This is a genomic window from Amycolatopsis nalaikhensis (assembly GCF_030264295.1).
Lineage (GTDB): Bacteria > Actinomycetota > Actinomycetes > Mycobacteriales > Pseudonocardiaceae > Amycolatopsis > Amycolatopsis nalaikhensis.
Genome location: NZ_CP127173.1, coordinates 8,585,567 through 8,611,183, shown reverse-complemented (window position 1 = coordinate 8,611,183; position 25,617 = coordinate 8,585,567). Strand labels below are relative to the sequence as shown.

At 70.4% G+C, this 25,617-nt stretch carries 20 protein-coding genes; 17 read left to right on the top strand and 3 right to left on the bottom strand.

Going from position 1 to position 25,617, the window contains the following annotated elements:
- Positions 1–80: 80 nt before the first annotated feature.
- The 14 genes from QP939_RS41780 to QP939_RS41715 all read left to right on the top strand — a co-directional run bounded on the left by QP939_RS41780 (position 81) and on the right by QP939_RS41715 (position 19,141).
- Positions 81–1,124, top strand: coding sequence for a LacI family DNA-binding transcriptional regulator (locus QP939_RS41780; protein ID WP_285452173.1), 1,044 nt, complete (start codon positions 81–83; stop codon positions 1,122–1,124).
- A gap of 56 nt (positions 1,125–1,180) precedes the next feature.
- Positions 1,181–2,182, top strand: a complete 1,002-nt coding sequence (locus tag QP939_RS41775; RefSeq protein ID WP_414641791.1) for an ABC transporter substrate-binding protein — start codon at positions 1,181–1,183, stop codon at positions 2,180–2,182.
- A gap of 103 nt (positions 2,183–2,285) precedes the next feature.
- Entirely contained in the window at positions 2,286–3,788 is a 1,503-nt protein-coding gene (locus tag QP939_RS41770) for a sugar ABC transporter ATP-binding protein (protein ID WP_285459965.1), read from the top strand.
- 5 nt (positions 3,789–3,793) lie between these two features.
- A complete protein-coding gene (locus tag QP939_RS41765; RefSeq protein ID WP_285452171.1) occupies positions 3,794–4,825 on the top strand; it encodes an ABC transporter permease in 1,032 nt (343 codons plus the stop codon).
- Positions 4,822–5,808 (top strand): galactofuranose ABC transporter, permease protein YjfF, encoded by a 987-nt coding sequence (yjfF, locus tag QP939_RS41760; RefSeq protein WP_285452170.1) that lies wholly within the window; start codon positions 4,822–4,824, stop codon positions 5,806–5,808. The genes QP939_RS41765 and yjfF overlap by 4 nt, the downstream gene beginning before the upstream one ends.
- Before the next feature lie 79 nt (positions 5,809–5,887).
- Positions 5,888–9,706 (top strand): alpha-L-arabinofuranosidase family protein, encoded by a 3,819-nt coding sequence (locus QP939_RS41755; RefSeq protein ID WP_285452168.1) that lies wholly within the window; start codon positions 5,888–5,890, stop codon positions 9,704–9,706.
- A 70-nt stretch (positions 9,707–9,776) separates the two neighbouring features.
- Positions 9,777–11,405 (top strand): ribulokinase, encoded by a 1,629-nt coding sequence (gene araB, locus QP939_RS41750; RefSeq protein ID WP_285452167.1) that lies wholly within the window; start codon positions 9,777–9,779, stop codon positions 11,403–11,405.
- Positions 11,405–12,082, top strand: a complete 678-nt coding sequence (locus tag QP939_RS41745; protein WP_285452166.1) for an L-ribulose-5-phosphate 4-epimerase — start codon at positions 11,405–11,407, stop codon at positions 12,080–12,082. Before araB ends, QP939_RS41745 begins: the two co-directional genes overlap by 1 nt.
- A gap of 17 nt (positions 12,083–12,099) precedes the next feature.
- Positions 12,100–13,599, top strand: a complete 1,500-nt coding sequence (gene araA / locus QP939_RS41740) for an L-arabinose isomerase (RefSeq protein ID WP_285452165.1) — start codon at positions 12,100–12,102, stop codon at positions 13,597–13,599.
- A 17-nt stretch (positions 13,600–13,616) separates the two neighbouring features.
- Positions 13,617–14,720, top strand: coding sequence for a multiple monosaccharide ABC transporter substrate-binding protein (chvE, locus tag QP939_RS41735; RefSeq protein ID WP_285452164.1), 1,104 nt, complete (start codon positions 13,617–13,619; stop codon positions 14,718–14,720).
- Entirely contained in the window at positions 14,717–16,237 is a 1,521-nt protein-coding gene (mmsA, locus tag QP939_RS41730; protein WP_285452163.1) for a multiple monosaccharide ABC transporter ATP-binding protein, read from the top strand. Before chvE ends, mmsA begins: the two co-directional genes overlap by 4 nt.
- Positions 16,234–17,454 carry a multiple monosaccharide ABC transporter permease gene (gene mmsB / locus QP939_RS41725; RefSeq protein WP_285452161.1) on the top strand — a complete coding sequence of 407 codons (1,221 nt, stop codon included), beginning with the start codon at positions 16,234–16,236 and terminating at the stop codon, positions 17,452–17,454. Before mmsA ends, mmsB begins: the two co-directional genes overlap by 4 nt.
- A 135-nt stretch (positions 17,455–17,589) precedes the next feature.
- On the top strand, positions 17,590–18,282 hold the full coding sequence (locus QP939_RS41720; protein ID WP_285452160.1) for a glycoside hydrolase family 12 protein: 693 nt from the start codon (positions 17,590–17,592) through the stop codon (positions 18,280–18,282).
- 76 nt (positions 18,283–18,358) lie between these two features.
- On the top strand, positions 18,359–19,141 hold the full coding sequence (locus QP939_RS41715) for a substrate-binding domain-containing protein (RefSeq protein ID WP_285452159.1): 783 nt from the start codon (positions 18,359–18,361) through the stop codon (positions 19,139–19,141).
- Between the two features lie 258 nt (positions 19,142–19,399).
- Here QP939_RS41715 and QP939_RS41710 read toward each other — a convergent pair whose 3' ends face one another.
- Positions 19,400–19,840, bottom strand: a complete 441-nt coding sequence (locus tag QP939_RS41710; protein ID WP_285452157.1) for a hypothetical protein — start codon at positions 19,838–19,840, stop codon at positions 19,400–19,402.
- Positions 19,841–20,129: 289 nt separating this feature from the next.
- Here QP939_RS41710 and QP939_RS41705 point away from each other — a divergent pair, with 289 nt between their 5' ends.
- Complete coding sequence (locus QP939_RS41705) at positions 20,130–20,384, top strand: acyl-CoA dehydrogenase family protein (RefSeq protein WP_285452156.1); 255 nt, start codon at positions 20,130–20,132, stop codon at positions 20,382–20,384.
- Here the strand turns inward: QP939_RS41705 and glpK (QP939_RS41700) are convergent.
- Positions 20,381–22,330, bottom strand: a complete 1,950-nt coding sequence (gene glpK / locus QP939_RS41700; protein ID WP_285452155.1) for a glycerol kinase GlpK — start codon at positions 22,328–22,330, stop codon at positions 20,381–20,383. The genes QP939_RS41705 and glpK (QP939_RS41700) overlap by 4 nt on opposite strands.
- Positions 22,331–22,340: 10 nt before the next feature.
- Positions 22,341–23,108 carry an IclR family transcriptional regulator gene (locus QP939_RS41695; protein ID WP_285452154.1) on the bottom strand — a complete coding sequence of 256 codons (768 nt, stop codon included), beginning with the start codon at positions 23,106–23,108 and terminating at the stop codon, positions 22,341–22,343.
- A gap of 152 nt (positions 23,109–23,260) precedes the next feature.
- On the opposite strand from QP939_RS41695, the gene QP939_RS41690 reads away from it, so the two are divergent.
- Both QP939_RS41690 and glpK (QP939_RS41685) read left to right on the top strand, forming a co-directional pair.
- Positions 23,261–24,082: an MIP/aquaporin family protein gene (locus QP939_RS41690; protein ID WP_285452153.1), complete on the top strand. Its 822-nt coding sequence runs from the start codon at positions 23,261–23,263 to the stop codon at positions 24,080–24,082.
- 16 nt (positions 24,083–24,098) lie between these two features.
- Positions 24,099–25,616, top strand: a complete 1,518-nt coding sequence (gene glpK / locus QP939_RS41685; RefSeq protein ID WP_285452152.1) for a glycerol kinase GlpK — start codon at positions 24,099–24,101, stop codon at positions 25,614–25,616.
- The last annotated feature ends 1 nt before the right edge of the window (position 25,617 follow it).

The window sequence follows — 25,617 nt, the reverse complement described above, 5'->3', positions numbered from 1 at the left end:
GTGTTATCGCTAACACTACTCCTCGCCGTCACCGGTTCGGGTGACGGGGACCACGTCAGGGCCGACGAAAGGGGACACCGGTGGCCGAACGACCGCGCTCCGGCGGCCCCGCCAGGGTGGCCGCCACCGGTACGCGGCAGCCGAGCCTGACCGACGTCGCGGGGGTCGCGGGTGTTTCGCACATGACCGTCTCCCGCGTCATCAACGGGACCGGCCCGGTGCGCCCGGAGACCCGCGCCCGGGTGCTCGCCGCGATCGAGGAGCTGGGCTACCGCCCCAACTCCGCGGCCCGCGCCCTGGTCACCGGCCGGACCGGGACGCTCGGCGTCGTCGCGCTCGAGTCCAATCTGTACGGTCCGGCCAGCACGCTCTACGGGATCGAGAACGCCGCCCGCGAAGCCGGGTACGCGATCACGATCTCCAGTGTCAGCCGGCCCGGCCGGTCCTCGATCGCCGACGCGGTGGAGAACCTCCGCCGCCAGGCGGTCGAGGGCATCATCGTCATCGCGCCGCACGTCAGCGCGGGCCGGGCGCTCGAAGCCGCGCCCGCGGACTTCCCCGTCGTCGCCGTCGGCGGCGGCGAGGCGGCGCCGGTGCCGGTGATCTCCGTCGACCAGCGCGACGGCGCCCGCCGCGCCACCGAGCACCTGCTGGCCCTCGGCCACCGGACCGTCTGGCACGTCGCCGGTCCGGAGGACTGGCTGGAGGCCCGCGACCGCGAGCTCGGCTGGCGGGAGACCCTGGAACGCCACGGCGTCGCGGTGCCGCGGGTCATCCGCGGCGACTGGAGCTCGCGCTCCGGCTACGAGGCGGGGCGATCCCTCGCCAAGGACCCGGACCTGGACGCCGTCTTCGCCGGCAACGACCAGATGGCGCTCGGCCTGCTGCGCGCGTTCGCCGAAGCGGGCATCTCGGTGCCGCGGGACGTGCGCGTCGCGGGCTTCGACGACGTCCCCGAGGCGGCGTACTTCACGCCGCCGCTGACCACGGTGCGCCAGGACTTCATCGAAGTCGGCAGGCGCACGTTCGGCCTGCTGAGCGAACGGATGGGCGGGGGCGACCGGCACGCGCGCGCCCTGGTCGTGCCCGAGCTGATCGTCCGCGAAAGCACCGGGCCCCGGTAGCGCGGCGACCGCGGCCCACCCGAGAGCCCCACCTTGGGATGTTAACGCTAACAAAAATGATCACCGTCGATCGAGGAGTGAACGTGCTGAAGAAGCGATGGGCCGCCGCGGCGGCCGCGGCGGCCGGACTCGTGCTGCTCACCGCCTGCGGGAGCGGGGGTTCGTCCGGCTCGTCCGGCGGGGCGATCACGCTCGGCTTCGCCCAGGTGGGCGCCGAGAGCGGCTGGCGGACGGCGAACACGAAGTCCATCCAGGAGTCCGCGAAGACGGCGGGCATCGAGCTGAAGTTTTCCGACGCGCAGCAGAAGCAGGAGAACCAGATCTCCGCGATCCGCTCCTACATCCAGCAGAAGGTCAAGGTCATTGCCTTCTCGCCGGTCGTCGAGTCCGGCTGGGACACCGTGCTCAAGGAGGCCAAGACGGCCAACATCCCGGTCATCCTCACCGACCGCGCGATCGACTCGCCGGACAAGTCGCTCTACAAGACCTTCCTCGGCTCGGACTTCGTCGCCGAGGGCAAGAAGGCGGGGGAGTGGCTGACCAAGGAGTTCGGCAGCGCCACCGGCCAGGTCAACATCGTCGAGCTGCAGGGCACGACCGGTTCGGCCCCGGCGAACGACCGCAAGAAGGGCTTCGCGGACGTCATCGCGGCGGACCCGAAGTACAAGATCGTCGCCTCGCAGACCGGTGAGTTCACCCGCGCCAAGGGCAAGGAGGTCATGGAGGCCTTCCTGAAGTCCCAGCCCAAGATCGACGTCCTCTACGCGCACAACGACGACATGGCCCTCGGCGCCATCGAGGCGATCGAGGCCGCGGGCAAGGTGCCGGGCAAGGACATCAAGATCGTCTCGGTCGACGGCGTCAAGGACGCCCTGCAGGCGCTGGCCGACGGCAAGATCAACCACGTCGTCGAGTGCAACCCGCTGCTCGGCCCGCAGCTGATGGACCTGGTGAAGAAGGTCGCCGCCGGCGAGCAGGTGCCCGCCCGCATCGAGACCCAGGAAACCGAGTTCGACCAGGCGTCCGCCAAGGCCGCCCTGCCGCAGCGCCAGTACTGACCCGTCCCAGGCGGTCGTGAGTGTTTAGGGCGGTTCTAACCGCCCTGAACACTCACGACCCCACCGCCACCCCGGAGCACACGTCATGCCTGAACCGCAGCCCATGGTGCGGATGAGCGGTATCCGCAAGGAGTTCCCCGGCGTCCTCGCCCTGGACGGGGTCGACTTCCGGATGTTCCCCGGCGAGGTCCACGCCCTGATGGGCGAGAACGGCGCCGGGAAATCCACCCTCATCAAGGTGCTGACCGGTGTCTACGGGGTGGACGCGGGCACGATCGAACTCGACGGCGACGAAGTCGCCTTCAACGGACCGGGCTCGGCCCAGCAGGCCGGCATCAGCACGGTCTACCAGGAGGTCAACCTCTGCCCGAACCTGTCCGTGGCGGAGAACGTCTGCCTCGGCCGGGAACCCCGCCGCTTCGGCCGCATCCAGTGGGGCCCGATGCGGCGGCGGGCCGAGGAGCTCCTCGCCCGGCTGGACGTCCACGTCGACGTCTCGGCCGAGCTGAGCCGCTGCTCGATCGCCGTCCAGCAGTTGGTCGCCATCGCCCGCGCGCTCGACGTCGACGCGCGGGTCCTCGTCCTCGACGAGCCGACGTCCAGTTTGGACACCGGGGAGGTCGAGCAGCTGCTGAAGGTCGTGCGGTCCCTGCGCGACCAGGGCATGGCGATCCTGTTCGTCTCCCACTTCATCGACCAGGTCTTCGCGATCGCCGACCGGATGACCGTGCTGCGCAACGGAAAGCTCATCGGCGAGTACCGCACGGCCGACATCACGCCGGTCGAACTGGTCACCCGCATGATCGGCAAGGAGCTGCAGGTCCTCGAAGACCTGGAGGACTCCGGGCCGACCCGCGCCGAGGTCGCGGACGCGCCGGTGCTGCTGGCCGCCGAGGACCTCGGCCGCAAGGGCGGGGTCGCGCCGTTCAGCATCGACGTCCACGCGGGTGAGGTCGTCGGGCTGGCGGGGCTGCTCGGGTCCGGGCGGACCGAGCTGGCCCGGCTGCTGTTCGGTGCCGACCACGCCGACAGCGGGTCGGTGAAGATCGACGGCGAGGCCGCCTCGCTGCGGACCCCGCGCGCCGGGCTGGACCACAAGATCGCGTTCCTGTCGGAGAACCGCAAGGCCGAGGGCCTGGTCGAGGAACTGACCGTCCGCGAGAACATCGTGCTGGCGCTCCAGGCCTCCCGCGGCTGGGCGCGGCCGCTGTCCCGCCGCCGCCAGGACGAGATCGCCGAGAAGTACGTCAAGGCCCTCGACATCCGCCCGGCGAACCCCGAAGCGCTGGTGGGCAACCTGTCCGGCGGCAACCAGCAGAAGGTGCTGCTGGCCCGGTGGCTGATCACCGAGCCGCGGCTGCTCATCCTCGACGAGCCCACCCGCGGCATCGACATCGGGGCCAAGACGGAGATCCAGCGGCTGGTCACCCAGCTCTCGGGCGACGGCATGGCCGTCGTCTACATCTCCGCCGAACTGGAGGAAGTCCTGCGGCTGAGCCACCGCGTCGTGGTGCTGCGCGACCGGAAGGTCGTGGCGGTGCGCGAAAACCAGGCGCTCACCGCGGACGACATCATGGCCACCATGGCCGAGGGGGTGCAGGCGTGAAAGGCATGACGAAACACCGGCTCTTCTGGCCCGTGGTGGCGCTGCTGGTGCTGCTGCTCGGCGATCTCGTCGCGAGCCCGTCGTTCTTCAAGGTCGAGCTGCGCGACGGGCACCTCTACGGGAACCTCGTCGACATCCTCAAGAACGGCGCCCCGCTGGTCCTCATCGCGATCGGCATGACGCTGGTGATCGCCACCCGCGGCATCGACCTCTCGGTCGGCGCGGTCGTGGCGATCAGCGGCTCGCTCGCCTGCCTCTGGGTGAGCGGGCACCCGGACGGAGTCGGGACGACGCTGGTCGCGTTCGGGCTGGCGCTCGGCCTGTCGCTGGTGCTCGGGGTGTGGAACGGCTGGCTCGTCGCCGCGCTGGGCATCCAGCCGATCATCGCCACGCTGATCCTCATGGTCGCCGGGCGCGGGATCGCACAGCTGATCTCCGACGGCCAGATCATCACCGTCAACTCCCACTCCTTCGAATGGATCGGCAGCGGGTTCCTGTTCACCCTGCCCAGCGCCATCCTCATCGCGCTGGCGGTGTTCGTGCTGGCGTCGGTGCTCGTCCGCCGCTCCGCGCTCGGCATGCTCGTCGAAGCCGTCGGCGGCAACCCCGAGGCCAGCAGGCTCGCCGGGCTCCGGTCGGCGCGGCTGACCTGGCTCGTCTACGTCTTCTGCGGGCTGTGCGCGGGCATCGCCGGGCTGATGATCAGCGCGAACGTGCACAGCGCCGACGCCAACCACGCCGGGCTGTTCATCGAGCTCGACGCGATCCTCGCCGTCGTCGTCGGCGGCACTCAGCTGACCGGCGGCCGGTTCTCCCTCGGCGGCGCGGTCATCGGCGCGCTGCTCATCCAGACGCTGACCACCACCGTCTACGCCCTCGGCATCCCGCCCGAGGCGATCATGCTGTTCAAGGCCGTGGTCGTGCTCGCGGTGTGCCTCCTGCAGTCGCCCGCGTTCCGCCGGAAGCTCCGGCGCAGGCACCGGGCCCATCCGGTCACCCCGGCGCCGTCGCCGGAGAAGGTCGAGGTCGGGGTATGACCACGCTCGCCGCCCGCGTCAAGGGCTACCGGCCGCAGCAGCGGCACCTGCCGATCCTCGCCACGATGGCGCTGCTGATCGGGGCGTACATCTTCGGCGCGTCGAGCTACGAGGCGTTCGGCTCCGGGCAGGTCATCCTCGACCTGTTCATCAACAACGCCTTCCTGCTCGTGGTCGCCGTCGGGATGACGTTCGTGATCCTCACCGGCGGCATCGACCTGTCCGTCGGGTCGGTCGTCGCACTGTCCACAGTGGTCTCCGGCGACCTGCTGCAGAAGCACGGCTGGCCCGCGTACGCGGCGATCGCCGTGGTACTGGTGATCGGCGCGCTGCTCGGCGCCGGGATGGGCGCGCTCATCCACTTCTTCGAGATCCAGCCGTTCATCGCGACGCTGATCGGGATGTTCTTCGCCCGCGGGCTCTGCTACACGATCAGCACCGAGGCGTACTCGATCGACAACCCGACGATCGCCACCCTCGCGCAGACACAGATCCCGTTGGGCGGCGAGCTGCACATCTCGATCAGCGTGGTCGTCGCGCTGGTGGTCGTCGCGGTTTCGGCCTACGTCCTGGTCTTCACCCGGTTCGGCCGGACGGTCTACTCGATCGGCGGCAACGCGCAGTCCGCGATGCTGATGGGTCTCAAGACCGGCCGGACGAAGATCGCGGTGTACACGATCAGCGGGTTCTGCTCGGCGCTCGGCGGGCTCCTGCTGGTGCTCTACAAGTCCTCCGGCGACCCGCTCAACGGCGTCGGCCTCGAACTGACGGCGATCGCCGCGGTGGTCATCGGCGGCACCATCCTCACCGGCGGCTCCGGCTACGTGCTGGGCACCGTGCTCGGGATCATGGTGCTGGGCATCATCCAGACGCTGATCACCTTCGACGGCACCCTCAACTCCTGGTGGACCTCGATCATCACCGGGGCCCTGCTGTTCGTCTTCATCGTCCTGCAACGCCTCGTCACCCGCCGAACCCGCTAGCGCGAAAGCGTCACTTTCCCTACGAAAGTGGCGCTTCCGCACCCCCAGTCGTGTGAGCGCTAACGCTCGAAGGAGAGCCATGCCCCACAGATTCCGGCGCCCCCTGGCCGTGCTCGCGGCCCTGACCCTGTTCTCGGCCCTCCCCGTCACCGCCGCCTCGGCGGCCGAGCCCGAGCCGGGCCTGGCCGGGCACTGGACGTTCGACGAAGGCAGCGGCACGACCGCGGCCGACACCGCGGGGGACCACCCCGCCACCCTGAACGCGGGCGCGGGCTGGGGGCCGGGCATCCGCGGCGGTGCATTGACCACCGACGGCGCCGGCGGGTTCGCCGACGCCGGGGCACCCGTGCTCGACACGACGAAGAGCTTCTCCGTCAGCAGCTGGGTCAAGCTCGACAAGACGTCCGGTTTCCAGACGTTCGTCAGCGTCGACGGCACCCAGGTCAGCAACTTCTTCCTGCAGTTCCGCGACGACTCGCGCCGCTTCGCCTTCACCCGCCTCGCCGGGGACGCCCCGGCCGACGGTGTGGTCGCGTCGGCGAACTTCGACCCGGTCGTCGGCCAGTGGTACCAGCTCACCGGCGTGTTCGACGCGGCCGCGTCGACGCTGGCCCTCTACGTCGACGGCACCCGCCAGGCGACCGTCGCCGCGCCCGCGGGCTGGGCCGGCACCGGCCACCTGGTGATCGGCCGCGGCAAGTACGGCGGCAACCCGGTGGACTACGTCGACGGCTCGATCGACGACGTCCGCGCCTACTCCGGCGCACTGACCGGCGCCGACGCCGCCCGCCTGGCCATCGCCGGGCACTGGGGTCTCGACGAAGGCACCGGCACCACCGCGGCCGACGACTCCCTCGACGCGCGCACCGCCACCCTGACCAGCGGGGCCGCCTGGGGCGACGGCGTCGTCGGCCCGCACGGCGCCGTGTTCAACGGCACCGACGCGGCGGCCGACGTCCCGGCGCCGGTCGTCGACACCGCGCAGAGCTTCTCGGTGTCCGCGTGGGTCAAGCCGACCGCGGCCACCGGTTTCCGGACCGCGGTGAGCGTCGACGGCTCGGCGATCAGCGGCTTCTACCTCCAGCGCGCCGCCGACGGCCGTTTCGCCTTCACCCGCCGAGCGGGCGACGGCGACACGGCGTCGTCCTCGGCGGTGTCCACCCTGCCCGCGCAGGCCGACCAGTGGCAGCACGTCGTCGGCGTCTACAACCGCGCGGCCGGAACGCTTTCGTTATACGTCAACGGAACCCTGCAGCAGAGCGTCCCCTTCACCACGCCGTGGACCGCGTCCGGCCACCTGGTCATCGGGCGCGGCAAGTGGGCGGGCGGCCCGGCCGACTGGTTCGCCGGGGGAGTGGACGACGTCCGCGCGTACCCGACACCGCTGACCGCGTCCGCCGTCGCCGCGCTGGCGGCCAGTGGGTCGTGGCACTTCGACGAGGGCACCGGCACGGTCGCTCACGACTCGAGCGCGAACGCGGCCGACGGAACGCTGAAGGGAGCCACGTGGACCGCGGGCGCGGCGGGCAAGGCCGTCCAGCTCGACGGCAAGTCCACTGTGGACATGGGTACGTCGCCCGCGTTCGACACCGGCACCGGCTCGCTCTCGCTGGCCGCCTGGTTCCGCACCACCGCGGACGGCAACGTCGTGGACCACGGCGACGGCTACGCCCTCGGCGTCACCGGCGGCAAGCTCACCGCCCGCGTCGGCACGATCCAGGTGACCACCACCGGCGGCGGGCTCGCCGACGGCAACTGGCACCACGCGGCTCTCGTCCTCGACCGCGCTTCGCAGCGGCTCACCGTCTACGCCGACGGCGACGCGGCCGCGGTCACCACCACCTGCGGCACGCCCACCGGCACGACCCTGGACGTCTCGGCTTGCCCGGCTTCGGGTACCGCGGCGGCCCCGTTCACCGTGGGGTCCGGCTTCACCGGCGCGATCGACGAGGTCGAACTGCGCCGCTTCCCGCTGACCGCCGCCCAGATCGGCACCCTCGCCGGGGCCAACCAGCTCGCGGTCGACGCCAACGTCGTCCGCGCCAACACCCGCCCGACCACCTACGGCTCGATCCTCGAAGACATCAGCCACTCCGTCGAAGGCGGGCTCTACGCGGAACTGGTCCGCAACCGCACCTTCAAGGAGGCCTACCAGCGCGGCAGCGGCGCCGGGGACACGCCGGTCCCGTACTGGTCGCTGCTCACTTCGCCCGGTGCCACCGGCACCTACGCGATCGACACCGCGACGCCGCTCAACACCGCGCTCGACCGCTCGCTGAAGCTGCACGCCGACACGGTTCCGGCCGCCGGGCGCGTGGCGGCGGCCAACGTCGGCTACTACGGCGTCGCCGCGAAGCCGTCCACGAAGTACACCGGCAGCTTCTTCGCCAAGGGCACGTGGACCGGCGCGGTCCGGGTCAGCCTGGAGAAGCCGGACGGCACCGTGCTGGCGAGCAAGGACGTCCAGCCGGTCGGCGCCGCGTGGGCGCAGCAGACGTTCAGCTTCACCACGCCGTCGACGATCACCGCCTCGACCGACAACCGGATCGTCGTCTCGCTGGTCAACAAGGGCAAGACCGCGCTCAGCGGCGACGCCTGGTTCCAGCAGGTCTCCCTGTTCCCGCCGACCTTCAAGAACCGGGCCAACGGCGTCCGCGCCGACCTCGGGCAGAAGCTCGCGGCGATGAAGCTTGGCCTGTTCCGCGTCCCCGGCGGCAACTACCTCGAGGGCAACACCCTCGACACGCGGTTCGCGTGGAAGAACACCATCGGCCCGCTCGAGCAGCGGCCCGGCCACCAGAACACCGCGTGGGGCTACTGGTCCACCGACGGCTTCGGCATCCTCGACTACCTCAAGCTGGCCGAGGACATCGGCGCCCAGCCGCTGCTGGCCCTGTTCGCCGGGTACACGCTCAACGGCCAGCACGTCAGCCAGGCCGACTACCCGCAGTACGTCCAGGAAGCCTTGGACGAGATCGAGTACGCCATCGGCGACCGCTCGACGACGTGGGGCGCCAAGCGGATCGCCGACGGGCACCCGGCCCCGTTCGACCTGCACTACGTCGAGGTCGGCAACGAGGACTGGTTCGACGGCTCGGGTAGCTACGCCTGGCGGTTCACCGACATGTTCAACGCCATCAAGGCGAAGTACCCGCAGCTGACGGTCATCGCCACCACCGGCGGCCTGCAGGGCGGGGCCGCGTCGAGCACGTCGACCGGGGTGCGCCCGGACGCCGCGGACGACCACTACTACCAGTCGCCGCAGTGGTTCACCGACAACTCGACCCGCTACGACACCGCGGACCGCTCCGGCCCGGAGATCCTCGTCGGCGAGTACGGCGCCCAGGACGGCCGGCCCACCGGCACCCTGGCCGCCGCCATCGGCGAGGCCGCGTTCCTGACCGGGCTGGAACGCAACAGCGACATCGTCATCGGCTCGATGTACGCGCCGGTGCTGGTGCACGAGAACCAGTCCAACTGGCCGGTCAACCTGATCGGCCTCGACGCCGGGAGCAGCTACGGCTCGCCGTCGTACTGGGTGCAGCAGATGTTCTCCAGCACGCTCGGCAAGCAGATCGTGACCAGCCGCCTCAACCAGGGCAGCCCCCTGCGGCAGGTGGTGAACGTGACCACCAAGAACGGCCGGAAGACGTTCACGGTCAAGCTCGTCAACCCGACCGGCCAGGTGCAGACGGCCCGGCTGGCGCTCACCGGCGTCACCGCGGTCGACGGCACCGGGACGCTCACCACGCTCACCGGCGACCCGACGGGGCGCAACAGCCTCGCCGCGCCGACCGCCATCGTGCCGCAGACCAGGGAGATCACCGGATTGGCGGCGACGTCGAAGCTGACGCTGCCCGCCAACTCCGTGACGACGCTGGTCTTCACCGGCCGCTAGAACCCCGGGGCGCGGCGCGACCACCGCCGCCCGCGCCGCGTCCCGGTCACCAACCAGGAGGGAGGACACCGTGGGAGAACCACTGACCGTCGGCGTCGACTTCGGCACGCTGTCGGGCCGCGCGGTGGTCGTGCGGGTCCGGGACGGGGCCGAGCTCGGCTCCGCCGTTTTCGAGTACCCGCACGGGGTGCTCGACGAGACGCTGCCCGCCACGGGCCGCGCGCTGCCGCCGGACTGGGCACTGCAGGTGCCCGCGGACTACGTCGGAGTGCTCCGCAACGCCGTACCGGCGGCGCTGCGGGACGCGGGCGTCGACGCGGGTGACGTCATCGGCGTCGCCACCGACTTCACCGCGTGCACCATGGTCCCGACGACCGCCGACGGCACGCCGCTGTGCGAGCTGCCCGGGTTCGAGGGCAACCCGCACGCGTACGTGAAGCTGTGGAAGCACCACTCGGCGCAGCCGCAGGCCGACCGGATCAACGAGCTGGCGCGGCAGCGCGGCGAGAAGTGGCTGCCGCGCTACGGCGGCCTGATCTCGTCGGAGTGGGAGTTCGCGAAGGCGCTCCAGGTGCTCGAAGAGGCCCCGGACGTCTACGCCGCGATGCGCCACTGGGTCGAGGCGGCCGACTGGATCGTCTGGCAGCTGACCGGGACCTACGTCCGCAACGCGTGCACCGCCGGGTACAAGGGCATCCTGCAGGACGGCCAGTACCCGAGCCAGGACTTCCTGCGTGAGCTGGCGCCGGGCTTCGAGTCCTTCGTGGCCGACAAGCTCGAGCACCCGCTGGGCGAGCTGGGTTCGCGGGCCGGTTCGCTGACCGCCGAAGCCGCCGCCTGGACCGGCCTGCCGGAAGGCATCGCGGTCGCGGTCGGGAACGTCGACGCGCACGTCACCGCGCCCGCCGCGAACGCCGTCGAGCCCGGCCAGATGGTGGCGATCATGGGCACCTCGACGTGCCACGTGATGAACGGCGCCGAACTGCGCGAAGTCCCCGGCATGTGCGGGGTCGTCGACGGCGGCATCGTCCCCGGGCTCTGGGGCTACGAGGCCGGGCAGAGCGGCGTCGGCGACATCTTCGGCTGGTTCACCGGGCATTTCGCCCACGACGGGCACGAGCAGCTCACCCGGCTGGCCGCCCAGCAGGAGATCGGCGAACACGGCCTGGTCGCCCTCGACTGGCACAGCGGCAACCGCTCGGTGCTGGTCGACCACGAACTGTCCGGCGTCATCGTCGGGCAGACCCTCGCCACCCGCCCCGAGGACGTCTACCGCGCGCTCCTGGAAGCCACGGCGTTCGGCACCCGGAAGATCATCGAGACCTTCACCGAGGCCGGAGTCCCGGTCACCGAGCTGATCATCGCGGGCGGGCTGATGAAGAACGCCTTGCTCATGCAGATCTACGCCGACGTCACCAACCTCCCGCTGTCGGTGATCGGCTCCGCGCAGGGACCCGCGCTCGGCTCGGCCATCCACGCGGCCGTCGCCGCCGGGGCCTACCCGGACATCCGCGCGGCCGCCGCGGCGATGGGCTCGGTCGAACGCGCGGTCTACCGGCCGGTGCCCGCGCACGTCCACGCCTACGACGAGCTGTACGCCGAGTACACGACGCTGCACGACTACTTCGGCCGCGGCGGCAACGATGTCATGCACCGCCTCGCCGCCCGCCGCCGCGAAGTCGCGAAAGGACGGTCCTGATGTCGCTGACCGGCGAAGTCCTCGACACCGTCGCGGAACTGCGGGAGACCGTGGCGAACCTCCACGGTGAACTGACCCGCAACGCCCTGGTCATCTGGACCGCGGGCAACGTCTCCGCGCGGGTCCCGGGCCGGGACCTGATGGTCATCAAGCCCTCGGGCGTGTCCTACGACGATCTGTCCGCCGAGACCATGGTCGTCACCGACCTGCACGGCGAACTCGTGCACGGCGAGCTGGCGCCGTCCTCGGACACCGCCGCGCACGCCTACGTCTACCGGCACATGCCGGAGATCGGCGGGGTCGTGCACACTCACTCGACGTACGCCACGGCGTGGGCCGCCCGCGGCGAGCCGATCCCGTGCGTGCTCACGATGATCGCCGACGAGTTCGGCGGGGAGATCCCGGTCGGGCCGTTCGCCCTGATCGGCGACGACTCCATCGGCCGCGGCATCGTCGAAACGCTGCGCGCGAGCCGCTCGCCCGCGGTGCTGATGCGCAACCACGGCCCGTTCACCGTCGGGCGGACCGCGCGCGCCGCGGTCAAGGCGGCGGTGATGGTCGAAGACGTGGCCCGCACGGTGCACAAGGCCTTCGAGCTCGGCACCCCCGAACCCCTCCCACCCGAGGACGTCGACCGGCTCTACGCCCGGTACCAGAACGTCTACGGCCAGCACTGAACGCTCCAAGGAGAACGATGACCCGCGCGTCGAAACCCCAGCTCTGGTTCCTCACCGGCAGCCAGGCCCTCTACGGCGAGGAGACCCTCGAGCAGGTCGCCGGCCAGTCCCTGCGCATCCAGCAGCTGCTGGCCGCCTCCGGTGGGATCTCCGCCGAGATCGTCGGCAAGCCGGTGCTGACCGAAGCCGCGTCGATCCGCCGCGTCCTGCAGGAGGCCAACTCCGACGCCGCCTGCGTCGGCGTGATCGCGTGGATGCACACCTTCTCGCCCGCGAAGATGTGGATCACCGGGCTGGACGCGCTGCGCAAGCCGCTGCTGCACCTGCACACCCAGCTCAACGAAGCCCTGCCGTGGTCGACCATCGACATGGACTTCATGAACCTCAACCAGGCCGCGCACGGCGACCGCGAGTTCGGGTTCATCCAGACCCGGCTCGGCGTGCCGCGCAAGACCGTCGCCGGCCACGTGTCCGACCCGGTCGTGGTCGCGCGGATCGACGCGTGGGCGCGCGCCGCCATCGGCGCCGACCACCTGCGGAACCTCCGGCTGGCCCGGTTCGGCGACAACATGCGCGACGTCGCCGTCACCGAAGGCGACAAGGTCGAGGCCGAGCTGCGGTTCGGCGTCTCGGTCAACACCTACGGCGTGAACGAGCTGGTCGAGCAGGTCGACGCCGTGTCCGATGTGGACGCGTTGGTGGCGCAGTACGCCGAGGACTACGACGTCGTCCCCGAACTGGCGGCCGGGGGAGCGCGGCACGAGTCCCTGCGGTACGCGGCGAAGATCGAAGCCGGGCTGCGGAGGTTCCTCACCGACGGCGGCTTCGGCGCGTTCACCACGAACTTCGAGGACCTCGGCGGCCTGCGGCAGCTGCCCGGCCTCGCCGTGCAGCGGCTGATGGCCGACGGCTACGGCTTCGGCGGCGAGGGCGACTGGAAGACGTCCGCGCTGCTCGCCGCGGTCAAGGCGATGGGCGTCGGCAAGAGCCTCGGCGCGTCGTTCATGGAGGACTACACCTACCACTTCGGGCCGGGCACGCCGAAGATCCTCGGCGCGCACATGCTGGAGGTCTGCCCGAGCATCGCCGCCGCGAAGCCGTCGTGCGAGATCCACGCCCTCGGCATCGGCGGCCGCGAGGACCCGGTCCGGCTGGTCTTCGACGCCGCCCCCGGGCCCGGCGTGGTCCTCGGCCTGGTCGACCTCGGCGACCGGTTCCGCCTGGTCGCCAACGAGATCGAGGTCGTCGCGCCGGACGAGCCGCTGCCGAAGCTGCCGGTGGCGCGCGCGGTGTGGGAGCCGGCGCCGTCGCTGTCGACGTCGGCCGAGTCGTGGATCACCGCCGGCGGCCCGCACCACACCGTGCTCACCCAGGCCGTGGGCACCGAAACCCTTCGCGACTTCGCGAACCTCCTCGGCGTCGAGCTGCTCGTGATCGACCAGGACACGACCCCGCACGGCTTCGCCGACCGCATCCGCTGGAACCAGGCCTACCACCGGCTCGCCCAGGGCTTCTGAGAAAGGAAGAAGGAACAATGAAGTTCACCAGAGGAATCGCGGCACTCGCCGCCGCGGGGCTCGCGCTGACGCTGTCGGCGTGCGGCTCGAGCCAGAAGACGGCGGACCAGACGGCGGCTCCCGGCGCTGACGCGGCGGGCAGCCTGGTCGGCGTCACCATGCCGACGAAGTCGTCGGAACGCTGGATCCACGACGGCGACAACATCAAGGCCGCCCTGGAGAAACTCGGCTACAAGGTCGACCTCCAGTACGCCGAGAACGACATCCCCACCCAGGTGAACCAGATCGAGAACCAGATCACCAAGGGCGCCAAGCTGCTGGTGGTCGCTTCGATCGACGGCACCGCCATCACCACCCAGCTGCAGGAGGCGGCCGACCGCAAGATCCCGGTCATCGCCTACGACCGGCTGATCCGCAACTCGCCGAACGTCGACTACTACGCCACGTTCGACAACTTCAAGGTCGGCGTCGAGCAGGCGAACTCGCTGGTCAAGGGCCTGGGCAACGGCCCGGGACCGTTCAACATCGAGCTGTTCGCCGGTTCGCCGGACGACAACAACGCCACCTTCTTCTTCAACGGCGCGATGTCCGTCCTCAAGCCGCTGATCGACAGCGGCAAGCTGGTGGTCAAGAGCGGGCAGACCGACTTCGCCCGCGCGGCCATCCTGCGCTGGGACCCGGCCACCGCGCAGCGGCGCATGGAGGACCTGCTCACCAAGACCTACACCGGTGGCGCGAAGGTCGCGGGCGTGCTCTCGCCGTACGACGGCCTGTCGATCGGCATCCTCTCGGCGCTGAAGAGCAACGGCTACGGCACCGCCGGCCAGCCCTACCCGATCGTCACCGGGCAGGACGCCGAGGTCGCCTCGGTCAAGTCCATCATCGCCGGTGAGCAGTACTCGACGGTCTTCAAGGACACCCGCAAGCTCGCCGACACGACCGTCAAGATGGCCGACGCGGTGCTCAAGGGCGGCAAGCCCGAGGTCAACAACACCACCGACTACGACAACGGCAAGAAGGTCGTCCCGTCCTACCTGCTGCAGCCGGTCACCGTGGACAAGTCCAACTACCAGAAGGAACTCGTCGACTCCGGCTACTACACGGCAGGTCAGCTGAAATGACCGAACTGCTCGGCATGCGCGGGATCACCAAGACCTTCCCCGGGGTCAAGGCGCTGTCCGACGTCACGCTTTCCGTGCGCCAAGGGGAGATCCACGCGATCTGCGGGGAGAACGGCGCCGGGAAGTCCACCCTGATGAAGGTGCTCTCGGGCGTCTACCCCCACGGGACGTACGACGGCGAGATCACCTTCGACGGGCAGCGGTGCGAGTTCGGGTCGGTGCGCGACAGCGAGCGGCGCGGGATCGTGATCATCCACCAGGAGCTCGCGCTGTGCGGACAGTTGTCGATCGCGGAGAACATCTTCCTCGGCAACGAACAGCAGAAGCGGGGCTGGATCGACTGGAACCGCACCAACCACGAGGCCGACGCGCTCCTGCGGCGCGTCGGCCTCGCCGAAAACGCGACCCGGGCGGTGCAGGAGATCGGCGTCGGCAAGCAGCAGCTCGTCGAGATCGCCAAGGCGCTGTCCAAGGACGTCAAGCTGCTCATCCTCGACGAGCCGACGGCGGCGCTCAACGACGACGACTCGGCGCACCTGCTCGACCTGCTGCGCGGGCTGCGTGACGAAGGCGTCACCTGCGTGATCATCTCGCACAAGCTCGGCGAGGTGACCGCGATCGCCGACACCGTCACGATCCTGCGGGACGGCCGCACCATCGAAACCCTCGACGCGGCCGGGCTCACCGAGGAGCGGATCATCACCGGGATGGTCGGCCGCGACCTCGAGCACCGGTTCCCGCCGCGGGAGCCGGACATCGGCGAGGAGGTGCTGCGGATCGAGGACTGGACGGTGCACAGCCCCACCCAGGCCGGGCGGGTCGTCGTCGACCGCGCGTCGCTTTCCCTGCGGCGCGGGGAGATCGTCGGCCTGGCCGGGCTGATGGGCGCGGGCCGCACCGAACTCGCGATGAGCGTGTTCGGCCGGTCGTGGGGCAAGGACATCTCCGGCCGGATCCTGAAGCACGGCAAGGAGATCGACGTCCGGTCGGTGCAGGACGCCGTCCGCCACGGCATCGCCTACGCCACCGAGGACCGGAAGCGCTACGGGCTCAACCTGATCGAGGACGTCCAGCGCAACGTGTCCGCGGCCGGGCTCGGGAAGCTGGCGAAGCGGGGGTGGGTGAACGAGCACGCCGAGCACGACACGGCCGCCCGGTTCCGCCGCGACCTGCGGATCAAGGCACCGTCCGTGCGCAGCGTGACCGGGAAGCTCTCCGGCGGCAACCAGCAGAAGGTCGTGCTGGCCAAGTGGATCTTCACCGACCCGGACGTGCTGATCCTCGACGAGCCGACCCGCGGCATCGACGTCGGCGCGAAGTTCGAGATCTACACGATCATCAACGAACTGGCCGCGCAGGGGAAGGCCGTCCTGGTCATCTCCTCCGAGCTGCCGGAGCTGCTCGGGCTCTGCGACCGGATCTACGCGCTGTCGGCGGGGCGGATCACCGGCCAGGCGACCCGCGAAGAAGCCACCCAGGAACTGCTCATGCAGTACATGACCAAGGAACGGGAATGACCACGACCGAAGCGCGGCCCGCCGCGCCCCCGGCCGAGCGCTCCGCCCGGCGGATCTCGATCAACCCGCGCCAGAGCGGCATCTACGTCGCGTTCGCGCTGATCGTGGTGCTGTTCGAGGTGCTCACCGGCGGCGCGCTGCTGGAGCCGCAGAACATCTCCAACATCATCGTGCAGAACAGCTACGTGCTGATCCTCGCGATCGGGATGATCCTGGTGATCATCTCCGGGCACATCGACCTCTCCGCCGGGTCGGTCGTCGCGATGACCGGCGCGGTGTCGGCGGTGCTGATGGTGAACTGGCAGCTGCCGTGGTTCTGGGCGGTGCTGATCACCCTCGTCGTCGGCGCGGTGATCGGCGCGTGGCAGGGCTACTGGGTCGCCTACTTCGGCATCCCGGCGTTCATCGTGACGCTGGCCGGGATGCTGGCGTTCCGCGCGCTCACCCTGACGGTGCTCGGCAACCAGGGCATCGGCCCGTTCCCGGACGCGATCCGCACGCTGTCCAACGGCTTCACCGACGGCTACCTGGGCAACATCGGCCTCGGCCCGCTGGGTGGTGCCGACCTGGTGTCCCTGCTGGCCGGGGTGGCGGCGGTGGCCGGGATCGCGTTCACCCAGTGGCGCAAGCGCTCGGCGCGGCTGGGTTACGGCCAGGACGTCGACCCGTTCCCGGTGTTCGTGCTGAAGATCGTGGGCATCGCGGTGCTGGTGCTCGCGCTGGTGGTGCAGCTGGCGCGGTTCAAGAACCTGCCGTGGGTGCTGATCCTGCTGGCGGTGCTGGTGCTCGGCTACTCGCTGGTGGCGGGCAAGTCGGTGTTCGGCAGGCACATCTACGCGGTGGGCGGCAACCTGCAGGCGGCGACGCTGTCGGGCGTCAAGGTCAAGTCGGTGACGTTCTGGATCTTCGTCAACATGGGCGTGCTGGCGGCGCTGGCCGGGATCATCTTCGCGGGCCGCCTCAACCAGGCGGGCCCGACGGCGGGGGTGAACTTCGAGCTGGACGCGATCGCGGCGGCGTTCATCGGCGGCGCGGCGGTCCAGGGCGGCGTCGGCAAGGTGGTCGGCGCGATCACCGGCGGCCTGATCATGGCGGTGATCAACAACGGGATGTCGTTGATCGGCGCGCCGAGCGAGCGGGTGATGCTGGTGAAGGGCGTGGTGTTGCTGGCGGCGGTGGCGTACGACATCTGGACCAAACGCCGCGCGGCTTCCTGAGTGCGTGCCGTTCGGAAAGGGGCTTTCCTCGTTCGCGGGGAAAGCCCCTTTTTTTCGAAGTTCTCGAATTGCTTGACCGGGTGGTAACGGGGCGGCCATAGTGCTGGTGAATCCCTCACCGTGGAGGCCTTCCCCATGCGTAAAGTCGTGCGTTCCCTCGTGGTTTCCTTGACTGTGGCCGCTTCTGTGGTCGGATTATCCGGCGTGGCAACCGCCGCGACGTGGTCGTCTTCGGACAAATGGGCGACCTGGTCCAATGGCGGGTACACGATCCGCAACGATGTCTGGGGCAGCGGGGCGGGCCCGCAGACCATCTGGGCGAATTCGTATTCCAACTGGGGTGTCTGGTCGGATCAGCCGAACACCGGTGGCGTGAAGTCGTACCCGCATTCGGCGAAGAACGTCGGCAAGAAGCTGAGCGCGCTCGGAAAGGTGTCGAGCAGCTTCAACGTCAGCCGCCCCGGCAGTGGCGCGTACGAGACGGCGTACGACATCTGGGCGGACAACAACGCCTACGAAACCATGCTGTGGATGAACAAGCAGGGCGCGGTCGGCCCGCTCGGCACCCAGCAGACGACGGCGACGGTCGGCGGCCACACCTGGGACGTCTACAAAGGATCGAACGGGTCGAACGCGGTGTTCTCGTTCGTGCGCACGTCGAACACGAACGCGGGCACGGTCGACGTCCTGGCGGTGCTGAACTGGATCCGCGCCCGAGGCTGGTTCGGTGACGTGACCCTCGGCGAAGTCCAGTTCGGCTTCGAGATCACGTCGTCGGCCGGTGGGCTGAACTTCGCGGCGAACAGCTATTCGGTCACCGCGTCCTGAGGGGCCGTTATTCGTTCGTTATTTATGGAAAGTGAAGGAAGTTCACGTCTGCGGGTGTGATCGCTAACATCGGATCATGGTTCGGCGGGGCACGCTCGGCGTGATAGCGACGGGTTCGACGGCCGCGGGCCCGGTCTTGCACGGCCTCCGCGCGGCGGCCCGGGAAGCGGGTTACGGGCTGAGCGTGTTCAGCGTCCCGGGCCGCGGCGAGGCGGCTCTGGCGGCCGCGGCGGCGGGGCTGCGGCTGCAGGGCGTGGCGGGGATCGTGGTGCTGGACCCGCACCTGGCCGCGTCGCCGCCACCAGTGCCGGGGATCCCGCTGGTCCCGGCGGCTTCGGCGGACCAGTACGAAGGCGCCCGGCGCGCGACGGAACACTTGATGGACATGGGCCACCCGACGGTCTGGCACGTGGGCGGCCCCGAGGACGGCCCGATCGCCCGCGCCCGCGAACTGGGCTGGCGCGAGACGTTGGAGCGCTACGGGGCCGAGGTGCCACCGGTGGTCCGGGGCGATTGGTCGGCCCGGTCGGGGTATCGAGCGGGGCAGTCCCTGGCGGTGGAGGCGGGGGTGTGCGCGGTGTTCACGGCGAACGACCACATGGCGCTGGGCCTCCTGGCGGCGTTCACGGAGGCGGGGATGCGGGTGCCCCGCGACGCGCACGTGGTGGGTTTCGACGACGTCCCGGAGGCGGCTTACTTCGCGCCACCGTTGACGACTGTGCGGCAGGACTTCGTCGCGGCGGGCCGCCAGACGCTCGCCCTGGTGACGGCCCGCATCGACGGCTCGCCCAGTCCGGTGCGGGAGATGGTCGCGGCGGAGTTGGTGGTGCGGGAGAGCAGTCGCCCAACCCGGGTCTGAGGGTCCGGACTCAAGCGCCCCAATGTGGCCTTCGGTGCGTGAGACGCACCCAAGGCGGCCTTCGGTGCGTGGGACGCAACCAAGGCCGCCTTGGGGCGCTTGGCCGGAACCGTCCTCCATCCTTGCCGGGCCGCCTACGCTGGGCCCATGGCGCGTACCTGGGGGACATCGCCCGCTTTCGACGAAGCTCTGGCCGTCGTCGCCCGACGGGCCGAGGACTTCACCCGGCTCCGGCACATCCCGCCGGACGTCGTCGACCTATTCCGGCGTGCCGGGTTCTACCGGGCCACCACCCCGAAGTGCTTCGGCGGCGATGCCCTCCCGCCCGCCGAGTTCCTGCGGATGGTCGAACGGCTGTCCGAAGTGGACGGCTCCGCGGGCTGGGTCGCCAGCTTCGGCTCCTCGGGCGTCTACCTCGCCGCCCTGCCGCCGGACACCCAAGCGCAGCTCTACGCCGATGGCCCCGACCTCGTCTTCGCGGGCGCACTGTTCCCGGTACAACCCGCCGAGGAAGTCCCGGACGGCTTCCGCGTCCGCGGGCGATGGCGCCTCGCGAGCGGCTGCCGAGCCGCCGACTACCTCGGCGTCGGCATCGGGACCGGCGGCTCCGGCCGCCCGCGCACCGCCGTCCTGCCCGCCGCGCAGGTCGACGTCCTCGACACCTGGGACGCCCTCGGCCTGCGCGGCACCGGCAGCCACGACCTCCGCGTCGACGACGTCTTCGTCCCCGCCGACTGGACCTTCGTCCGCGGCGGTCGCCCCACCATCGACGAGCCCCTCTACCGCTACCCGACCCTCGCCTTCGCCTCCCAAGCCCTCGCCGTCGTCACCCTCGGCCTCGCCCGCGCCGCCCTCGACGAAGCCGCCCGGCGCGAAGGAGTGGCCGGCCGCCCTTACGCCCGCACCGCCTTCGCGAAAGCCGAAGCAGAAGCTCCGTTCAGTAAGGGCTTTCTTCTACGAAGCCACCGAGGAGGTCTACGAGACGGCTTTGGCGACAACGCCCCAGCCAGAACAGGTCAGCCTGCTCCGCCTGGCCGCCGCACACGCCGCTCACGTCGGCTTCGACGTCGTCAAAGCGGCCTACGAACTCGGCGGCACGGCGGCGATCGCGGCCGACCACCCCCTGCAGCGCCACCTCCGCGACGCGGCCGTGGTTCCGCAACACGCCTTCCTCAACGAAGGCATGTACGACGGCGCGGGCGCGGTTTTCCTCGGCGCGGAACCGTTCCCCGGCTACCTCTAGAGCGTCAGCCGGTCGCCCAGCTCGCGGATGTGCTCGGCCGACCCGCAATCGAGGTCGAGCTGGCGACGCCGTTCCGCGACGAACGCACGACCCAGCCCCGTCCGGTCCGAAGTGGACATCGACCGCCGCAGCTCGTTCAGCAGCCCGCGCTCTTCACCGCGCACGTGCGCGTCGACGACGTTCTCCAGGCGCAGCAACGCCTTCTCGAAGTCCTCGGCTTCCAGGACCGCCAACAGGTCGTCGGCGAACGGCTCGCCGGACACCGAAGGCCGGACGATCCGCTCGGTCGCCGTCGCGTGGGCGACCAGCAACGCCGCCAGCTCCGCGACCAGCGCCGGGCGGTCCGCCTCCGCGTTGCGCAGGTCGCGCAGCAACTGCTCGAACCGGCGGTGGTCGGCCAGCAGCACCTCCACCAGGTCCGACCCCGGCGCGGCCGCCGTCGGGCCCGGGCGCATCCAGCCGAACGTCAGCTCCACCGCCTGGCGCCAGTGCCCGTACTCGCTGTCTCGACGGGCCGGGTCCATCGCCGGCAGCCATTGCCCGGCCCGGTGCCAGTTGCGCCGCAGCCCCTCCAGGTCCGGCCAGTAGCCGACCGACAAGCCCGCCGCGTACGCCGCGCCCAGCGACACCGTCTCCGCCACCATCGGGCGGACCACCGGCACGTCGAGGACGTCGGCGATGAACTGCATCAGCAGGTTGTCCGCGGTCATCCCGCCGTCGACCTTCAGCGACGACAGCGCGAGCCCGGAGTCCGCGTTCATCGCGTCGACCACCTCGCGCGTCTGCCAGCCGGTCGCCTCCAGCACGGCCCGCGCCAGGTGGCCCTTGGTGATGTACGACGTCAGCCCCGCGATCACCCCGCGCGCCTCGCTGTGCCAGTGCGGCGCGAACAGGCCGGAGAACGCGGGCACGATGTAGCAGCCGCCGTTGTCCTCGACCGTGCGGGCGAGGGTCTCGATCTCGGGCGCGCTGCCGATCAGCTCGAGGCCGTCGCGGAACCACTGCACCAGCGACCCGGTGACGGCGATCGACCCTTCGAGGGCGTACACCGCCGGCTCGTCGCCGATCTTGAACCCGACCGTCGTCAGCATGCCGTGCGTGGACAGCACTGGCGTCGAACCCGTGTTGAGCAGCAGGAAGCTGCCGGTGCCGTACGTGCACTTCGCCTCGCCGGGCGCGAAGCAAGTCTGGCCGAACAGCGCCGCCTGCTGGTCGCCGAGCGCCGCCGCGATCCGGATGCCGGGGACCACGCGGGACGTCGTGCCGTACACCTCCGTCGACGAGCGGATCTCCGGCAGCATCGCGCGCGGGACGTCGAAGAAGTCCAGCAGCTCGGTGTCCCACGACAGCGTGCGCAGGTTCATCAGCATCGTGCGCGAGGCGTTGGTGACGTCGGTGACGTGCACGCCGCCCTCGGCGCCGCCGGTGAGGTTCCAGATCAGCCAGCTCTCGATCGTGCCGAACAGCACGTCGCCGCGTTCGGCTCGTTCTCGCAGGCCGGGGGTGCGTTCCAGCAGCCAGCGGATGCGGGGCGCGGAGAAGTACGTCGCCAGCGGGAGGCCGCACAACTGGCGGACGCGGTCGGCGCCGGGCTCGCGCGCCAGCTGTTCGAGCATGGCGTCGGTGCGGGTGTCCTGCCAGACGATCGCCCGCCCGATTGGGTTGCCGGTGTGCCGGTCCCACAGCACGGTCGTCTCGCGCTGGTTCGCGATCCCGAGCCCGACGACCTGGTCCGCGGTGACGCCGGCGTCGGTCAGGGCCTGCGGCACGATCCGCGACAGGTTCCGCCAGATCTCGACGGCGTCGTGCTCCACCCAGCCGGGCCGGGGGAAGTGCTGCTGGTGCTCGCGCTGCACGACCGAGACGAGCCGGCCGCGGGCGTCGAACAGGATGCACCGGGTGGAGGTGGTGCCCTGGTCGATGGACATCACGTACCGCTGGACCATCGTCCTCCCTTCACCACCGGGACGCGCCGAGGTCACGGGAGACCGCGCGCGCCGCGTCGCGCACGTGGCCCAGCAGCCGGGGGCTCGGGCCGCCGTCCGGCTCGCAGATGCGCTCCACCGGGCCGGACACCCCGATCGCGCCGACCACGATGCCGCCGTGCCCGCGGATCGGGGCCGCGATCCCAGCCTCGCCGGAGATCATCTCGCCGTTCTCCACCGCCCAGCCGGCCTCGCGCACCTTGCCGCAGGCGCGCTTGATCGCCGTCTGGGTGACCAGGGTCCGGCGCGTGTACGCCTCCGGTTCGCCGGTGCGCAACGATGCCACGAGAGTCGTGTCGTAGGCCAGCAGCACTTTCCCGAGCGCCGTCGCGTGCAGCGGCAGCAGCGTGCCGACGTCGAGGGTCTGCAGGCTGTCGTCCGGCCGGAACACGTGGTGCACCACCAGCACCCGGCCTTCCAGCGGCGCGCCGATCCGGACGGCCTCGCCGCTGCGGGCGGCCAGCGCGTCGGCCCAGTTGATGGCCCGGGACCGCAGCTCGTTGACGTCGAGGTAGCTCGTGCCCAGGTGCAGCAGCGCCGCGCCGAGCTGGTACTTGCCCGTGTCGCGGTCCTGCTCGACGAACCCGACGCCCTGCAGCGTGCGCAGGATCCCGTGCGCGGTGCCCTTCGCCAGTTCGAGGGACTCGGCGATTTCGCCGACGCCGAGACGGCCGGAGCCGCGCGCCAGCAACCGCAGGATCGCGGCGGCGCGCTCGATGGACTGGATCGGACCGGGCACGGCGCCAACCTAACCCGACCGGCCCTGATTCGACAATGTCGAACATCCACTTCGGCCGTTCGACAATGCCGACCGGCGTCCGTTGACCGCCCCGCCGGGCGAACCTAGCTTTCACCCACCGGGGGAATGAACGGTCCTTTGTGGAGGAAGCAATGGTGCGAAACCTCAAGGCCCACGGGCTCGTCGGCGAGATGGCCGCCGAGTTCGTGGGGACGATGATCCTCATCCTGTTCGGGTGCGGGGTGGTGGCGCAGGTCGTCGCCGCGGGCATCGGGGACCACGACAGCATCGCCTGGGCCTGGGGATTCGGCGTCACGCTCGGTGTCTACGTCGCTTCGCGGATCAGCGGCGCGCACCTGAACCCCGCGGTCACCGTGGCGCTCGCGGTGTTCAAGGGCTTCGAGTGGCGCAAGGTCGCCCCGTACGCCCTGGCCCAGACCGCCGGCGCGTTCCTCGCCGCGCTGCTGGTGCGCTGGAACTACACCGAGGTGCTCAACGCCAAGGACCCCGGCCTCACGATCAAGACGCAGGGTGTGTTCTCCACCCTTCCGGGTAACGGCACGCTTCCGGTGGGTGACTGGGGCGCCTTCCGCGACCAGATCATCGGCACCGCGATCCTCGTCCTGGTGATCTTCGCCATCACCGACCTCCGCAACACCTCGCCGGGCGCGAACCTCGCCCCGGTCGTCGTCGGCTTCCTCGTCGTCGCGATCGGCATGGCCTGGGGCACCGACGCCGGCTACGCGATCAACCCCGCCCGCGACTTCGGCCCGCGCTTCGCCTCCTGGCTGACCGGCTACGACACGGCCTGGTCCGATCAATACGGCTTCCCCTACTGGTGGATCCCGATCGTGGCCCCGGTGATCGGCGCGGTGATCGGCGGCGCGATCTACAAGTTCTTCATCGAGCGGTACCTGCCCGCCGGGGAGCCGCTGGACGCCATGCCCGCCAAGGACTTCGAGCCCGCCAACTGACTTCAGGAGAACGACCATGCCGGACTACGTAGGCGCCGTCGACCAGGGCACCACCAGCACCCGCTTCATGATCTTCGACCACGGCGGCAACGAAATCGCCCGCCACCAGCTCGAGCACGAGCAGATCCTGCCCAAGCCGGGCTGGGTCGAGCACGACGCCACCGAGATCTGGGAACGCACCCGCTCGGTCATCGCGACCGCGCTCAACAAGGCGAACCTGGCACACAGTGACTTGGCCGCGCTCGGCATCACCAACCAGCGCGAGACCACCGTCGTGTGGAACCGCCGCACCGGGCGCCCGTACTACAACGCGATCGTCTGGCAGGACACCCGCACCGACCGGATCGCCTCGGCGCTGGAGCGCGAGGGCAAGGGCGACGTCATCCGCCGCAAGGCCGGGCTCCCGCCCGCGACGTACTTCTCCGGCGGCAAGCTGCAGTGGATCCTCGAAAACGTCGACGGTGTGCGCGAGGACGCGGAGAAGGGCGACGCGCTCTTCGGCACCACCGACTCGTGGCTCATCTGGAACCTCACCGGCGGCCCGGACGGCGGCGTGCACGTCACCGACCCGACCAACGCGTCGCGCACGATGCTGATGGACCTCGAAACCCTCGACTGGGACGACGAACTGCTGTCGTTCTTCAACATCCCGAAGCAGATGCTGCCGGCGATCCGGCCGTCGTCGAACCCCGGCTTCTTCGGCACCACCCGCGCCGACGGCCCGCTCGGCGGCGAGGTCGCGCTCACCGGCGTCCTCGGCGACCAGCAGGCGGCCACCGTCGGGCAGGTCTGCTTCCGGCCCGGCGAGGCCAAGAACACCTACGGCACCGGCAACTTCCTGCTGCTCAACACCGGCCACGAGCTGGTCCGCTCGAAGCACGGCCTGCTGACGACGCTCTGCTACCAGTTCGGCGACCAGAAGCCGGTCTACGCGCTGGAGGGCTCGATCGCCGTCACCGGTTCGGCCGTGCAGTGGCTGCGTGACCAGCTCGGCATCATCAGCGGCGCGGCCCAGAGCGAGAGCCTGGCCCGCCAGGTCGAGGACAACGGCGGCGTCTACTTCGTCCCGGCGTTCTCCGGCCTGTTCGCGCCGTACTGGCGCTCGGACGCGCGCGGCGCGATCGTCGGGCTCACCCGCGCCACGACGAACGCGCACATCGCGCGGGCGACGCTGGAGGCGATCTGCTACCAGACCCGCGACGTCGTCGAGGCCATGCAGAACGACTCGGGCGTGACGCTGGACGTGTTGCGGGTGGACGGCGGCGTGACCGCCAACGAGCTGTGCATGCAGCTGCAGGCGGACATCCTCGGCGTCCCGGTGTCGAAGCCGGTCGTCGCGGAGACGACCGCGCTGGGCGCGGCCTACGCGGCCGGGCTGGCCGTCGGCTTCTGGAAGTCGACCGACGAGCTGGAGCAGAACTGGAACGAGGACAAGCGCTGGGCGCCGACGTGGACCGGCGAGCAGCGCGCCGAGGGCTACGCGGGCTGGCAGAAGGCCGTCGGCCGCACGCTCGACTGGGTCGACGTGCAATGAC